The sequence below is a fragment of the Colwellia psychrerythraea genome, assembly GCF_000764225.1.
GTDB lineage: Bacteria > Pseudomonadota > Gammaproteobacteria > Enterobacterales > Alteromonadaceae > Colwellia > Colwellia psychrerythraea_D.
Genome location: NZ_JQED01000055.1, coordinates 327053 through 342425 on the forward strand (window position 1 = coordinate 327053; position 15373 = coordinate 342425).

At 38.5% G+C, this 15373-nt stretch carries 17 protein-coding genes; all 17 read left to right on the forward strand.

Annotation, left to right across the window (positions count from 1 at the left end; all coding sequences use genetic code 11):
* Positions 1–15 precede the first annotated feature (15 nt).
* The 17 genes from ND2E_RS02345 to nqrF all read left to right on the forward strand — a co-directional run bounded on the left by ND2E_RS02345 (position 16) and on the right by nqrF (position 15131).
* Positions 16–1134: a beta-ketoacyl-ACP synthase III gene (locus ND2E_RS02345; protein WP_033095577.1), complete on the forward strand. Its 1119-nt coding sequence runs from the start codon at positions 16–18 to the stop codon at positions 1132–1134.
* Between the two features lie 26 nt (positions 1135–1160).
* The gene (locus ND2E_RS02340) at positions 1161–1811 is read left to right on the forward strand and encodes a hypothetical protein (protein WP_033095578.1); all 651 of its coding nucleotides are present in this window, start codon (positions 1161–1163) and stop codon (positions 1809–1811) included.
* 69 nt (positions 1812–1880) lie between these two features.
* On the forward strand, positions 1881–2180 hold the full coding sequence (gene ftsB, locus ND2E_RS02335; RefSeq protein WP_033095579.1) for a cell division protein FtsB: 300 nt from the start codon (positions 1881–1883) through the stop codon (positions 2178–2180).
* Between the two features lie 23 nt (positions 2181–2203).
* The gene (gene ispD / locus ND2E_RS02330; protein WP_033095580.1) at positions 2204–2944 is read left to right on the forward strand and encodes a 2-C-methyl-D-erythritol 4-phosphate cytidylyltransferase; all 741 of its coding nucleotides are present in this window, start codon (positions 2204–2206) and stop codon (positions 2942–2944) included.
* A 65-nt stretch (positions 2945–3009) separates the two neighbouring features.
* The gene (gene ispF, locus ND2E_RS02325) at positions 3010–3522 is read left to right on the forward strand and encodes a 2-C-methyl-D-erythritol 2,4-cyclodiphosphate synthase (RefSeq protein ID WP_033095581.1); all 513 of its coding nucleotides are present in this window, start codon (positions 3010–3012) and stop codon (positions 3520–3522) included.
* A 55-nt stretch (positions 3523–3577) separates the two neighbouring features.
* Positions 3578–4660 (forward strand): tRNA pseudouridine(13) synthase TruD, encoded by a 1083-nt coding sequence (gene truD / locus ND2E_RS02320; RefSeq protein WP_033095582.1) that lies wholly within the window; start codon positions 3578–3580, stop codon positions 4658–4660.
* A 36-nt stretch (positions 4661–4696) separates the two neighbouring features.
* Positions 4697–5452, forward strand: a complete 756-nt coding sequence (surE, locus tag ND2E_RS02315; protein WP_033095787.1) for a 5'/3'-nucleotidase SurE — start codon at positions 4697–4699, stop codon at positions 5450–5452.
* An 18-nt stretch (positions 5453–5470) separates the two neighbouring features.
* Entirely contained in the window at positions 5471–6121 is a 651-nt protein-coding gene (locus ND2E_RS02310; protein WP_033095788.1) for a protein-L-isoaspartate(D-aspartate) O-methyltransferase, read from the forward strand.
* On the forward strand, positions 6121–6699 hold the full coding sequence (locus tag ND2E_RS02305) for a YqaA family protein (RefSeq protein WP_033095583.1): 579 nt from the start codon (positions 6121–6123) through the stop codon (positions 6697–6699). Before ND2E_RS02310 ends, ND2E_RS02305 begins: the two co-directional genes overlap by 1 nt.
* 85 nt (positions 6700–6784) lie before the next feature.
* Positions 6785–7648, forward strand: a complete 864-nt coding sequence (locus ND2E_RS02300; protein ID WP_033095584.1) for a peptidoglycan DD-metalloendopeptidase family protein — start codon at positions 6785–6787, stop codon at positions 7646–7648.
* Positions 7649–7758: 110 nt separating this feature from the next.
* The gene (gene rpoS / locus ND2E_RS02295) at positions 7759–8649 is read left to right on the forward strand and encodes an RNA polymerase sigma factor RpoS (RefSeq protein WP_033095585.1); all 891 of its coding nucleotides are present in this window, start codon (positions 7759–7761) and stop codon (positions 8647–8649) included.
* A gap of 660 nt (positions 8650–9309) precedes the next feature.
* Positions 9310–10647: a Na(+)-translocating NADH-quinone reductase subunit A gene (locus ND2E_RS02290; RefSeq protein WP_033095586.1), complete on the forward strand. Its 1338-nt coding sequence runs from the start codon at positions 9310–9312 to the stop codon at positions 10645–10647.
* Between the two features lie 2 nt (positions 10648–10649).
* Positions 10650–11852: an NADH:ubiquinone reductase (Na(+)-transporting) subunit B gene (locus tag ND2E_RS02285; RefSeq protein WP_033095587.1), complete on the forward strand. Its 1203-nt coding sequence runs from the start codon at positions 10650–10652 to the stop codon at positions 11850–11852.
* A complete protein-coding gene (locus ND2E_RS02280; RefSeq protein ID WP_033095588.1) occupies positions 11845–12624 on the forward strand; it encodes a Na(+)-translocating NADH-quinone reductase subunit C in 780 nt (259 codons plus the stop codon). Before ND2E_RS02285 ends, ND2E_RS02280 begins: the two co-directional genes overlap by 8 nt.
* Positions 12624–13247 carry an NADH:ubiquinone reductase (Na(+)-transporting) subunit D gene (locus tag ND2E_RS02275; protein WP_033095589.1) on the forward strand — a complete coding sequence of 208 codons (624 nt, stop codon included), beginning with the start codon at positions 12624–12626 and terminating at the stop codon, positions 13245–13247. The genes ND2E_RS02280 and ND2E_RS02275 overlap by 1 nt, the downstream gene beginning before the upstream one ends.
* Before the next feature lie 5 nt (positions 13248–13252).
* The gene (nqrE, locus tag ND2E_RS02270) at positions 13253–13876 is read left to right on the forward strand and encodes an NADH:ubiquinone reductase (Na(+)-transporting) subunit E (RefSeq protein WP_033095590.1); all 624 of its coding nucleotides are present in this window, start codon (positions 13253–13255) and stop codon (positions 13874–13876) included.
* 31 nt (positions 13877–13907) lie between these two features.
* The gene (nqrF, locus tag ND2E_RS02265; protein WP_033095591.1) at positions 13908–15131 is read left to right on the forward strand and encodes an NADH:ubiquinone reductase (Na(+)-transporting) subunit F; all 1224 of its coding nucleotides are present in this window, start codon (positions 13908–13910) and stop codon (positions 15129–15131) included.
* The last annotated feature ends 242 nt before the right edge of the window (positions 15132–15373 follow it).

The window sequence follows — 15373 nt, forward strand, 5'->3', positions numbered from 1 at the left end:
TTTAAGAGACCTATTATGGCTGTAGTGATTAGTGGAACTGGGTTGTTTACGCCAAGTCAGAGCATCACAAATGATGAATTAGTACACTGTTTTAACCAATACGTAGAGAAATTTAATCTTGCTCATAGTCAAGAGATTGAAGATGGTGAAATAGACGCGTTATCTCCTTCAGACAGCAGTTTTATAGAAAAAGCATCAGGTATAAAAAGTCGCTACGTCATGGAGAAAGAAAGTATTTTAAATGTCGATATTATGTCGCCACGTTATATCGAACGAGAAAATGGCCAACTCTCTATGCAGGCGGAAATAGGCGTAGCAGCTGCTAAGGAAGCGATGTTAGCTGCCAATAAAACGGCAGATGATATTGATCTGATTATTGTCGCTTGTGCTTATACTCAGCGTTCATACCCCGCCATGGCGATCGAAATACAAAATGCACTTGGTTGTGGCGGTTGGGGCTTTGATATGTTGGTGGCATGCTCGGCTGCTACATTTGGCATTATCAACGCGGCAAATGCTATCCGCAGCGGCACGGCAAAAACAGTGCTGGTTATAAATCCTGAAATCTTATCACCACAAATTAATTACCGAGATAGAGATAGTCATTTTATCTTTGGTGATGTAGCGACAGCATCGATCATTGAAGATGAAAGTACTGCAAATGCGGAGCACGTGTTTAGAATTATCAGCGAAAAACCGATGACGAGTTTCTCTAATAATATTCGCAGTAATATTGGTTATATGAATAAATGTAGCCCAGAAAATTCAGAGCAAGATGATAAATACTTTATTCAGCAAGGGCGAAAAGTATTTAAAGAAGTATTACCTATGGTGTCTAATTTAATTACCAGTGAAATGGATAAAATGGATTTAGGTGCCGCTGACATTAAGCGATTATATTTGCATCAAGCCAATATCAATATGAATAATTTCATTGGTAAAAAAGTACTTGGCAGAGAGCCCAGTAGCGCTGAAGCCCCTATTATTTTAGATGAATACGCTAATACCAGTTCAGCAGGCTGTATTATCGCACTGCACAAAAATAAACAGGATCTAGCAACTGGCGATAAGAGTGTATTATGTTCTTTTGGTGCCGGATATTCAGCATGTTGTTTGTTGTTGGAATATGTCTAAAGTAGCCATTATGTAAAGTAGGAAGTATGTCGCAATCTAACCTTTGGCAACTACACACTGAGACGGGAGACTTTGCAGAGCTTTGCAATGCCCTTTATCAGCGTGAAATTGCTCTTCTTGCCAAAGGTGATTTCGCAAATGTGCAATCTATACAAGCACGCTTAGAAAGTTTGTCTTATTATATCACTCGCACAGCCCATGCTATGGTAAAAGTCATCGGGCAAGGGCATTCGCCCTTGATGTTAGATACCCAAAATGCCAGTTGGTCAGCTAAACAAAGCAAACGAATGCCTTCATCAGGGCAAGAAACTGAGCAAGAATGTGCGAATACCATTTCTTGGTACTCGCAAAAAGATATTTATGTTGGACTAGTCGTACCTGTGTTGCTAACGGATCATATCATTATTGATTGCATTGATCGTATCGACTTGGATAAACAGAGAATACGAACAAATGTTAGCGGTTGGTTTTCGCTGGCTGTAGATGAATTAGTCAATCAACAGCAAGGGGCGAATAAGCGACTGCTAAAACCCAATAAAAAAATAATGACTTCAGCTTGTACAGGGCATTGCTGGCAGGGTAATAATAAACAACTTCCTATAATACCAACATTGAGAGAATTGTTACTATCTTGCTCAATTAATTGGAAAAACTTCAAAAAACCGTTAGCTATTTAACTCTGCCTATAGATAGGTATAATAACGGTAATAATCTCGTATTTTTCTATACACTTTATTTAGGTTGTCATGCGCGTATTTACAGCAATATTGCTGATATTATTAGTATTACTCCAATACCGACTTTGGTTTGGTAAAAATAGTGTGCCTGATTACCTTGTTCTAAAAGAAAGTGTTATTCACCAACAAAGTGCTAATGAGAAATTACAACAACGTAATAAGTTACTTTTTGCTGATACTGATGATTTAAAACTAGGGCTTGAGGCAATTGAAGAACGTGCCCGAAATGAGTTAGGTATGATCAAAGAGGGTGAAACATTCTTTCGACTTATCCCAAAAGAAAACAGTACCCGTAACGTAAATAATTAGATGAAGAGCAAGGTAGTTTCTTAATGGTGTCAGCGCTAAAGTTCATTGCTATTGTACCTGCTGCAGGCGTGGGGAAACGCATGCAGGCAAATTGTCCGAAACAATATCTTTGTATTAATAATGAAACGATTTTATCACATACCGTGATGAGATTATTAAGTCATCCTTTAATTAGCCAGGTCATTGTTGCTATAGGAGCTAATGATCAGTATTTTGCTGAGTCTTCCTTAGCACATCATAAAGACATCATTCGTGTCACGGGCGGCACTGAACGTGTTGATTCAGTACTCAATGGTTTAAAAGCTGTCGACAGGAGTATATATCCTTGGGTATTAGTACATGATGCTGCGCGACCTTGTGTTACTCATCAAGATATCGATAAGTTAATCAGTGAATGCTTATCTAACGATTACGGCGGTATTTTAGCTACACCTGTTAGAGATACCATGAAACGCGGCGTCCAGGCTAAAGATAATGCTAAGGATGAGAATATTACTATCTTGAGTACCGTTGAACGAGAGCAGTTATGGCATGCACTGACGCCACAAATGTATAAGACAGGTGAACTAACAAGGGCGATAGAGCAAGCACTGGAAAATGGGGTGAATATTACCGATGAGGCTTCAGCCATTGAACAGGCTAAATTACCTAGCTTATTAATCTCTGCCAGTAGTGAAAATATAAAAATAACGCAGCCTAATGATTTAGCACTAGCTGAATTTTATTTAAATAAGCAAAAAAATAATACTGATAAAGAGTGTTGATTGAAAAAGTTCACTTAATTAAGTGAATTAACTTAATTGCTATTACGAAGGAAAAGGACAACAAGATGCGTATAGGTCATGGTTTTGATGTACACAAGTTTGGTGGCGAGGGGCCTTTAGTACTGGGGGGCGTGGAAATACCCTTTGAACAGGGTTTTATCGCGCATTCAGATGGCGATGTTGCCATACATGCACTTTGTGATGCTATCTTAGGCGCATTATGTTTAGCTGATATTGGAAATCACTTCCCTGATACTGACGGAAAATATGAAAATATTTCCAGTCGGATCCTACTTCGCCATGTTGTTTCATTAATGACAGATAATGGCTTTCAACTAGGTAATGCCGATATTACTATTGTCGCTCAAGCGCCGAAAATGGCGCCTCATTTACTCGCAATGCGAACGTGTTTAAGTGATGATTTAAACGCAACGCTTGGACAAGTTAATGTCAAAGCCACAACGACGGAAAAGTTAGGTTATACCGGACGAAAAGAAGGTATTTCAGTACATGCTGTTGTCTTATTGGTTGCAATAGAAAATCCTTTGCCTCTTATTGAAGAAGTACAAAATATTTAACTGGTTTAATTACCATTATTGCTGAAATATGCAGAATTAAAAGAAGATTGATAACATGTTAATTGAACAAGCCTACTTTCACGGTAAGCCAGAATCTAATGGTTTATTGCGTAGCCAAATAAGTGACTTTAAAGTATTTGAAGAGTTACCTTTTTCACCCTGCGGTGAAGGGGAACACTTATTTATTCATATTAAAAAAACCGGTGCTAATACTCTATTTGTTGCGCGAGAGCTTGCTAAGTATTTTGGTGTAAAAGAACAACTCGTTTCTTATGCTGGTTTAAAAGATCGGTTTGCGGTCACTGAGCAGTGGTTTGGTGTTCATGTTCCAGGTAAGCAAGAATATAATTTAGACGACTTGCATATTGAAGGTGTAGAGATCCTTTCTTACAAGCGACACAATAAAAAATTGCGAACAGGTGCGTTAACCGGTAACCGCTTTGAGCTTATTTTACGTGATGTGACTGCTATCAAAGCGTTTACAGAGCGCTGGCAAAAGATTGTTGAACAAGGTGTTCCTAATTATTTTGGCGAGCAACGTTTTGGTATTGGTGGTGGTAATATTGAACGTGCTTTATCTTTATTTTCCGGGCAAAAAGTAAAAGATAAGAAAAAGCGCGGTATCTATTTATCGGCAGCCCGCTCACATATTTTTAACAGTGTGATCAATGAACGTATTCTACAGAAATCTTTTGATAAAGTTGCTGTGGGGGATGTGTTGATGCTGGCAGGGACACAATCAGTATTTCACCTTGATGAAATAGATAGTTCTGTTAATCAACGCTTTATGGATAAGGATGTTGATATAACCGCACCTATGTGGGGAGCTGGTAAACTAATGACCAGTAATGATCCGCTTGTTTTAGAAAAAGAAGTGGCCGCAAAAAATAAAGAGTTTTGTGAAGGGTTACCACGTTTTGGGCTAAAACAAGAACGACGTCGTATTCGATTATCCGTTAGCCGTAGCGATATTGAATTACTCTCTTCGGATGACAATAACAATGCAGTAAAAATTAGTTTCTTTTTACCATCTGGATGTTATGCCACTACGGTATTACGTGAGTTATTGAATTATCAAGATATGACAAGCCGTATTGATAAAAGAGAAACAACTGCGAACACAAGCCAGCAGGATTGAGCATAAATTATGGATGAAGAAAGTTTAACGAGTAAGATGAAAATATTATTGAGTAATGATGATGGCGTGAACGCATTAGGTATTAAAGTACTTTTTGATGAACTCGTTAAGCACTTTACGGTACACGTTGTAGCGCCTGATAGGAATTGTAGTGGTGCTAGCAACTCTTTAACTTTACTAAACCCTTTAAGGGCAGAGTACTTAGATAGTGGTTTTATTTCGGTTAACGGTACACCGACTGACTCAGTTCACTTAGGTAGTAGTCAGCTTTTTACTGATTGTGATTTAGTTGTTGCTGGTATTAATAAAGGCGCTAACTTAGGTGATGATACTCTTTATTCAGGCACTGTAGCAGCAGCAACTGAAGGCCGTCACATGGGGATGCCAGCGATTGCAGTTTCTTTGGCAGGCAAAAATGAACAATATTATCAAACGGCTGCAATTGTTACTTCAAAGATAATAAAACGTCTTCGTACCCATCCATTACCTTCCGACCAAATTTTAAATATCAATGTCCCAGACATTCCATTAGCTGAGTTAAAAGGAATAAAGGTAACGCGTTTGGGCCATCGCCATCAAGCTGAGCGTATGAAAAAAATGCAAGATCCATGGCAGCGTGATATTTATTGGTATGGCGTGTTAGGACAAGAGCTCGATGGTGGAGAAGGAACTGACTTCCATGCAGTCGCTAATGGTTATGCGTCTGTAACACCACTTACAGTTGATATGACTGCTCATCGTAGTATAGAACATATTAAAAGTTGGCTTACTGAGCTTAACTTATCAGATTAAATCGGATGTATTCTTATGATGTCTAGTCGCATAGGCGGAAAATCAAAGCGCAGTGGAGAGTTACTGGCGCACAAGCTACAAAGTGAAGGTATTAGCAATACAGCTGTATTACAAGCGATTGCTCATTCACCTAGACACATTTTTGTGCCCGAAATTTTGGCTCACAAAGCCTATGACAATACGGCCTTACCCATTGGACAAGGGCAAACTATTTCACAGCCCTATATTGTAGCTAAAATGTCAGAGTTATTATTAGCTGACGGTCGACCACAAAATATACTAGAGATAGGCACAGGCTCAGGTTATCAAACATCTATTTTAGCTCAACTAACCGATAAGGTTTTTTCAGTTGAAAGGATCAAGGCATTACAATGGCAAGCAAAGCGTTGTCTGCGCGCGATGGATTTGCACAATGTGGCAATGAAACATGGTGATGGTTGGCAGGGTTGGCGAAGTAAAGGACCCTTTGACGCTATCATTGTTACTGCGGCGCCCTCAAGTGTGCCACCTGCTTTATTAGAGCAGTTAGCTGAAGGTGGGCGTTTAATTATCCCCGTTGGAGAACAAACTCAAATTTTAAAGCTGATTACACGTGATGGCGATGCATTCAACGAGCAGCAAATAGAGGCTGTACGTTTTGTCCCTTTAGTACCCGGAGATTTATTGTAGTGAAAATTTTTTCTAGTCTATATCAGTGGACTTTACGTTGGGCAGAGCATCAGTTTGCCCCGCGCTTCTTAGCAGCTCTTACCTTTGCAGAGTCCATTTTTTTTCCTATTCCACCAGATGTTTTACTAGCACCTATGGTATTAGCTAAGCCTCAAAAGGCATGGTATTTTGCTGGAATTACTACCCTAGCTTCAATTCTAGGCGGAGCAGTTGGTTATTGGCTTGGCTATTTAATGTTTGAACCATGGATTCAGCCACTCATTTCTAATTTCGGTTATCAAGCGCGTTTTGATACAGCTATTAGTTGGTTTAATGAATGGGGGGTTTGGGTGGTGTTTATTGCTGGTTTTTCACCAATACCTTATAAATTATTTACTGTGAGTGCGGGCTTTTTGCATATGGCTTTCCTGCCGTTTTTTATTGCTTCAGCAATAGGCAGAGGTTTGCGTTTTTTCCTTGTGGCAGGACTGATCAAGTGGGGAGGGAGTGCTATGGAGCAAAAAATAAAGCAATGGGTTGATGTGTTGGGCTGGGGAATTGTAGGTGCACTCGTTGTTGGCTATTTCGCTTTACGTTAAGGTGAATTGATATTAGGTCCATATGCATAAGTATTGATAAGGGTTGTTTGGGATCTGCAGTGAGAAATACTGTAGTGGATTTCTTATGAGCTTTTTTCATCTAGCTAAACATATAATGCTGTACCTTGGTTTAGCGATTGCTCTTTTCTCTTGTAGTAGTCGGAACACCCCTGCTCCAGTATCGAGTATCCATAGTAGTAGCGTGCTTGGCGAGCGAAATAGGGATAGCATTAAAGCTTCTCAATACCTTGTTAAAAAAGGAGAAACGCTTTATTCAATTGCTTGGCGGGCAAATTCAGATGTTAGAAAAATTGCTCGGCTAAATAAAATCTCCTCGCCGTATCGAATATACCCGGGACAAAAATTATTTCTAGTTGAACCCAAGGTTAAAAAAACAGCGCAGGTTAGTAAAACCAAGGTATCACATAAAAATTCGACTAAAAGCTCTACAGCCAACAAAAAAAATAGCACAAAAAATACACTTGCATCTACTAAAAAGCAGGCGTATGGTGAAAATGTAAGCACTCGAAAATCATACCAAAACAGCACATTAGCATCAGAAAAGTTTTCACAGAAAATTAGTCGATGGCAATGGCCAGTGAAAGGTAAAGTTGTAGAGTATTTTTCAAATAGTGCACAAGGTAATAAAGGCATTGATATTACTGGTCGACGTGGTACAAAAATTAAAGCGTCGACGACAGGTAAAGTGGTATATGCAGGTAATGCTCTAAGAGGCTACGGTAAACTTATTATTATAAAGCATAATGAAGATTACTTAAGTGCTTATGCCCACAATGATCGTATTCTCGTTAAAGAGCAACAGATAATAAATATCGGGGATGTTATTGCCACTATGGGGGACACAGACGCCAACAAAGTAATGCTTCATTTTGAAATACGCTTTCGTGGAAAATCAGTTAACCCTTTAAAATATTTACCGAAAAGATAAAACTATAATTTAAAAACTGTAAATAATACACCTTAAGATAAATACTAAAAGTCGGAGTTGTCGTGAATATTTAAAACTAAAATTAAGCTTTGCAAATTTGGGAGAATAGCATGGTCAAATTAAAAGAAGAAAAAAAAACGATTGAATCGAAGGAAGATGCACCGTCAAACCTAGACGCTACACAGATTTATTTAAGTGAAATAGGTTTTTCACCGCTATTAACTGCTGAAGAGGAAGTATACTTTTCGCGCTTAGCCCTTAAAGGGGACGAACCATCTAGAAAACGTATGATTGAAAGTAATTTACGTTTAGTTGTGAAAATAGCCAGACGCTATAACAATCGTGGTTTACCTTTACTCGATTTAATTGAAGAAGGAAACTTAGGCTTAATTCGAGCTGTAGAAAAATTTGACCCTGAGCGAGGCTTCCGTTTTTCAACTTATGCCACTTGGTGGATACGCCAAACTATAGAACGGGCAATAATGAATCAAACCCGTACTATTCGACTCCCCATACATGTTGTTAAAGAGCTTAATATCTATTTACGTGCTTCGCGTGAATTAATTCAAAAACTTGATCACGAACCTACCGCCGAAGATATTGCATTGCACCTAGATAGACCTGTAGCCGATGTTAATAAGATGCTGCGTTTAAATGAACGTATTGCTTCTGTGGATACCCCCTTTGCAGGCGAGTCAGATAAAGCTCTGTTAGATGTTATCGCAGATGAAAAAAGTACTGGTCCTGAAAGTGATTTGCAGTCAGAAGATATGAGTAATAATATTGTTCATTGGTTAAATGAGCTCAATACTAAGCAAAGAGAAGTCTTGGCAAGGCGTTTTGGTTTACTTGGCTATGAAGCATCGACGTTAGAAAATGTTGGTCGTGAAATAGGGTTGACACGTGAACGTGTACGCCAAATTCAAGTCGAAGCGTTAAAACGTCTACGTGACATTTTATCCCAACAAAATTTGTCAATAGAGGCTATTTTCCAAGCCTAAATTGGATTAATCTTAAAATAAGACACCTGTAATTATTTTCATTCATTATTACACATTCAAAAGCAGCATTTATCGGCTGCTTTTTTTATGTCTTAAATTCATATCGTGAAATACTTCATAGATTGTAAAATAGCACAAGCTATAGTGAATTGAGCTTTCACTTATAACACCTTTTTTACAAGTTGGTCGATTGGTATTGACTTATTTTATAGCCCTCTGTGCAGCTATTGACTATTAAATGGTTTTGACGCCAGGTACTTGGAATTCGCTGGTATAAAAATAGTTACTGACGCTTTGATAAATAAAGTGTGATGTCCAATTTATATCTTTTGTCCTACCAAGGTCTTATTTACAAAATTAAATTATCAGCTAGAGCTGCGCAAAATAGACATTTATTGACGTAAATAGTAATGAAAAATTTAAAATGTCCGTAGAATAAAAAGGTCGTTTTGTGGTAATATCGCGCCAGAAAATTTTAACTTAGAGCCAGTGGGTCTTTTTCTTTAGTGGTAACGCTATAGTTAATTCCTTACTGAAATACACTGAAATTGGTGACTTAAATTTTATCTAATTGATATTTAGGCTTTTTATGCTTTGATATTCATTAGATAAACTAATGAACTAATTTTTATACTCCCATCAAAAGTAGTGCAAGTGTTTATGATTACAATAAAAAAAGGCTTAGATGTTCCTGTAAAAGGCGCTCCTCAGCAGGTAATCCATGATGGTCCGTCCATCAAAACCGTTGCAACACTCGGTGAAGAGTTTGTGGGTATGCGTCCAACCATGTTTGTTAAAGTGGGTGATCGCGTTAAAAAAGGTCAAGTGATTTTTGAAGATAAAAAAAATCCTGGCGTTAAATTCACAGCTCAAGCTGCCGGTGTTGTTAAAGAAATTAACCGCGGTGAAAAACGTGTTTTGCAATCAGTTGTTATCGGTGTCGATGGCTATGATCAAGAAACGTTTACTGTTTATCCAGCAACTAAACTTGCTTCTTTAGCACGTGAAGACGTTGTTAAGAACCTAGTCGATTCAGGTTTATGGACAGCAATAAGAACTCGCCCATTTAGCAAAGTCCCAGCTATTGATAGCAAACCTACTGCGATTTTTGTTAGTGCAATGGATACTAATCCATTGGCAGCAAATCCAGAAGTAGTGATCAATGAGCAAAGTGAAGCGTTTCAAAATGGTTTAACCATTTTATCTCGCTTAACTGAAGGCGAAGTGTTTGTTAGTAAAGCACCAGGGGCAAACATTCCTGTTGATACTAATGCTACCGTAACTGAGTTTGCTGGAAAACATCCTGCAGGTTTAGTGGGTACACATATTCACTTCTTAAAGCCTGTTAATGCTGAAAAGTTTGTTTGGCATGTTGGTTATCAAGATGTTATCGCTTTTGCTAAATTATTTACTACTGGTGAAATTGATAATACTCGTATTATCTCGCTTGCTGGTCCAGCAGCTAAGAACCCACGTCTAGTTCGTACTTTAGTGGGTGCTAGTACCGCAGAATTAACTGCTGGTGAAGCATCTGAAGGTGAATTACGCGTTATTTCTGGCTCATTATTAATGGGTGCAACAGCGAGCGCAGTTCATGGCTATTTAGGTCGTTATAACGTACAAGTCTCTTTAATTCTTGAAGGTCGTGAAAAAGAATTTATTGGCTACATGTACCCAGGTCCAAATAAATTCTCGGTAACACGCGCCTTTATGTCGCATTTGTTCCCAAGTAAATTATTTAACATGACAACGACTACTAACGGTAGTTCACGAGCCATGGTACCAATTGGTAACTTTGAGCGTGTTATGCCATTAGATATTTTGCCTACCTTGTTTTTACGCGATATTTGTTCGGGTGATACCGATGGCGCGCAACAACTAGGTGCCTTAGAGCTAGATGAAGAAGATTTAGCACTGTGTACTTTTGTTTGCCCAGGCAAAACAGATTACGGTGTAATTCTTCGTGATTGTCTAACTACTATCGAGAAGGAAGGTTAGTCATGGGCTTGAAAAAGTTTATTGAAGATATAGAACCGCATTTTGAAAAAGGCGGTAAACATGAAAAGTGGTTTGCACTTTATGAAGCTGTAGCTACGGGGTTATTCACTCCTGGTATGGTTAACAAAGGTAAAACACATGTTCGTGACAGCATTGATTTAAAACGAATCATGATCACAGTATGGTTAGCGGTATTCCCTGCCATGTTCTTTGGTATGTATAACATAGGTTTCCAAGCTGTAGATGCATTGGGTGCTAATTATTCTTTACCACAAACTTGGCAGGTTGATTTATTCACCTTGTTAGGTGGCTCTTTAACGGCAAGCTCTGGCACATTCGATATGATGTTCTACGGCGCTATGTTCTTCCTACCTATTTATGCGGTTACCTTTGTTGTTGGTGGCTTCTGGGAAGTATTATTTGCAGCCGTGCGTGGTCATGAAGTAAATGAAGGATTCTTCGTTTCTTCTATTCTATTTGCATTGATTTTGCCTGCAAGTATTCCATTATGGCAAGTCGCCATTGGGATTACTTTTGGTATTGTTGTTGCCAAAGAGATTTTTGGTGGTACAGGTAAAAACTTCTTAAACCCAGCTTTAGCCGGAAGAGCGTTTTTATTCTTCGCTTATCCAGCTGAAATTTCAGGCGATGCTGTTTGGGTTGCCGCTGATGGTTTCTCTGGTGCTACTATGCTTAGCTCAGCTGGCCAAGGTTTAGTTGATTATTCAATGAATGCTGATTGGTGGAACGCTTTCTGGGGCTTTATTCCTGGTTCAGTAGGTGAAGTTTCTACGTTTGCAATTTTATTGGGTGGTGCATATATCCTTTATAAAGGAATCGCTTCATGGCGCATCGTTTTAGGTGTGTTCGGTGGCATGGTTGCAACGTCATTATTATTTAACGCGATTGGTAGTGATACTAATGCTATGTTTGCAATGCCTTGGCACTGGCACCTAGTTATTGGTGGTTTTGCCTTTGGTATGATGTTTATGGCAACTGACCCTGTTTCGGCCTCTTTCACTAATACTGGTAAATACTGGTTTGGTGCTTTAGTTGGCGTCATGGTGGTATTGGTTCGCGTAGTAAACCCAGCATTCCCTGAAGGCATGATGTTAGCTATCTTATTTGCTAACTTGTTTGCACCATTGTTTGACTACTTTGTAGTTAAAGGCAATATTAAACGGAGGCTTGCACGTAATGTCTAGTAATAAAGAAACATTCGGCAAAACGGTTGGTTTTGTATTTATAGTCTGTTTAGTTTGTGCAGCTTTAGTTTCAGTTTCAGCAATTCAATTGAAACCATTGCAAGTAGAAAACAAGCTACTTGATCAACAAACAAAAATCTTAGAAGCATCTGGTTTATTATCTAAAACTGACGGTAGCTCTAAAGCAATTAAAGCAACTTTTGCAAAATTAGTAGAAGCAAAAATGATTGATTTAGATTCAGGTGACTTTATTGAAGGTAACCCTGAATTATTTGATGAGCGTCGCAATGCACGTGATGTAACTAAGTCAGATAAGCCTAAAGATGACATGGCTGGTATTAACCGTCGCTCTAAAGATGCTGTAGTTTATTTAGTTCGCAACGATGCCGGTAAAGTAGAAACTGTTGTTTTACCTATCGTTGGTTCAGGTCTATGGGATCTAATGTATGGTTATGTTGGCTTAGAAGGCGATTTAAATACTGTACGTAGTGTAGTTTACTCTGATCATAAGGAAACTCCGGGCTTAGGTGCAGAAGTAATGAACCCTAAGTGGAAAGCTTTATGGCCAGGTAAAAAAATCTATAACGGTGCAGGTAAAGTGAAAGCTAACCTAGTTAAAGGTGGTGCTAAAGCCGATGATATTCACGGTGTTGATGCTTTATCAGGTGCTACCTTAACCAGTAACGGTGTTACGCGCACATTACAATTTTGGTTTGGCGAAGAAGGGTATGCCCCTTTTATTGCTAAATATCGCGCAGGGGGTGTTAACTAATGTCATCTGAAGCTAAAAAAGTTTTAACTCAACCTATTGTAGACAACAACCCTATTGCCTTACAGGTGTTAGGTATTTGTTCTGCATTAGCGGTAACAAGTTCCATGGCTAATGCCTTGGTTATGACGTTAGCTGTTGTATTGGTAACAGCTTTCTCAAACTTGTTTATTTCTATTATTCGTAATCACATTCCATCTAGTGTGCGTATTATCGTGCAAATGGCGATTATTGCTTCATTAGTAATTGTGGTTGACCAAGTGCTAAAAGCATTTTCATATCAATTATCAAAAGAGCTTTCTGTTTTTGTTGGCTTGATCATTACTAACTGTATTGTTATGGGTCGTGCTGAAGCTTTCGCTATGAAAGAAAAACCAGGTGTAAGTTTTTGGGATGGTATTGGTAACGGTTTAGGCTATGGCTTTATCTTAATGACAGTCGCTTTCTTCCGTGAATTATTTGGTTTTGGTACGCTTTTCGGTATTGAAATCTTACCTTTAATTCAAAATGACGGTTGGTATCAAGCAAATGGTTTATTAGTTTTACCATTTAGCTCATTCTTCATTATTGGTTTTATCATCTGGGCAATTCGCCAGTATAAGCCTGAACAAGTAGAGAAGGACTAATCGCAATGGAACATTATTTAAGTCTATTAGTTAAAACGATTTTTATCGAAAACATCGCACTATCTTTCTTCTTAGGTATGTGTACATTCCTAGCGGTATCAAAAAAAGTAGATACTGCTATTGGTTTGGGTGTTGCAGTAGTTGTAGTACTTGGTATTGCAGTTCCTGCTAACCAAATTATCTATCAAGCAGTGTTAGCCCCTGGTGCTTTAGACAGTGTGTTAGGTATTACTGACCCAACACAGTCTGTTGATTTGAGCTTTTTGTCATTTATTACCTTTATCGGGGTAATTGCTGCGCTTGTTCAGATTCTTGAGATGGTACTAGATAAATACTTTCCTGCGTTATATCAAGCCTTAGGTATATTTTTACCTTTGATTACCGTTAACTGTGCAATTTTTGGTGCTGTGTCTTTCATGGTAGCGAAAAACCTAACATTAGGTGAATCAGTTGTTTACGGAATTGGCTCTGGTATTGGTTGGGCATTAGCGATTGTTTTACTTGCGGGTATCCGTGAGAAAATGAAATATTCTGATGTGCCAGATGGTTTGAAAGGGTTAGGTATTACATTTATTACTGCAGGACTGATGGCCTTTGGCTTCTTGTCTTTCGGTGGTATTTCACTGTAACGATTTAGATAAATAAAATAAGGAAAAGTCGATGGAAATTATTCTCGGCGTATCGATGTTTACTGCGATAGTTATTGCCTTAGTATTAGTAATTTTATTTGCTAAATCTAAGTTGGTATCAAGTGGTGATGTAACGATTAATATAAATGGCGATCCAGAAAAAGCAGTAACTACTGCGGCGGGTGGCAAATTATTAGGCGCACTAGCTGATCAAGGTATTTTTATTCCTTCAGCATGTGGTGGCGGTGGTACTTGTGGTCAATGTCGTGTTGAAGTGCATTCAGGTGGTGGAGATATTTTACCGACTGAGCAAGGTCATATTAACAAACGCGAAGCAAAATCGGGTTGTCGCTTAGCTTGTCAAGTTGCTGTTAAGCAAGACATGGAAATTGAAGTTGAAGATGAAATCTTCGGTGTTCAACAATGGGAATGTGAAGTTATCTCAAATGATAACAAAGCAACGTTCATTAAAGAGCTAAAACTGCAAATTCCAAATGGTGAATCAGTTCCGTTCAAAGCGGGTGGTTACATTCAAATTGAAGCACCTGCACACCATGTTAAATACAGTGATTTTGATATTGATGAGCAATATCGTGGTGACTGGAACCATTTTGGTTTCTTCGATGTGGAGTCAAAAGTAGACACGGATACATTACGTGCATACTCAATGGCGAACTACCCAGAAGAAGAAGGCATTATTATGCTTAACGTGCGTATTGCTACGCCGCCTCCTGGTCGTTTACATTTACCTGCTGGTAAAATGTCATCATTTATCTTTAGCTTAAAAGCTGGTGATAAGGTTACTATTTCAGGCCCATTTGGTGAATTCTTTGCTAAAGAAACTGATGATGAAATGGTATTTATTGGTGGTGGTGCTGGTATGGCGCCAATGCGTTCTCATATCTTTGATCAACTTAAGCGTTTAAATTCTAAGCGTAAGATGAGCTTCTGGTATGGCGCACGTTCTAAGCGTGAAATGTTCTATGAAGATGATTATAACGGCTTAGCGGCTGATAATGATAACTTCCAATGGCATGTCGCTTTATCTGACCCACAACCTGAAGATAACTGGGATGGCTTAACTGGTTTCATTCATAATGTTCTTTTTGAAGAATATTTGAAAGACCATGAAGCACCAGAAGATTGTGAATACTACATGTGTGGTCCACCAATGATGAATGCTGCTGTTATCGGTATGCTTAAAGATCTTGGTGTAGAAGACGAGAACATAATGTTGGATGACTTCGGCGGCTAATTGTTTATTTTTACTTGTCTATTGCCTTGATTTCATCGTCGGCTGTGCTCATTGACTAGCGTCAACTCCGCGCAGCCTTCTCGAACTAAAGGTAATATCCTGTATTAAAAATTAAGCAATTATTTATCGAATGAACATAAAAATAAAGACGACTTAGGTCGTCTTTATTATTTATATCAATATATTTTTCACTCGTTAAACTTAGATGAATATATTGATATAAATAATAATTTGGAGTCCTA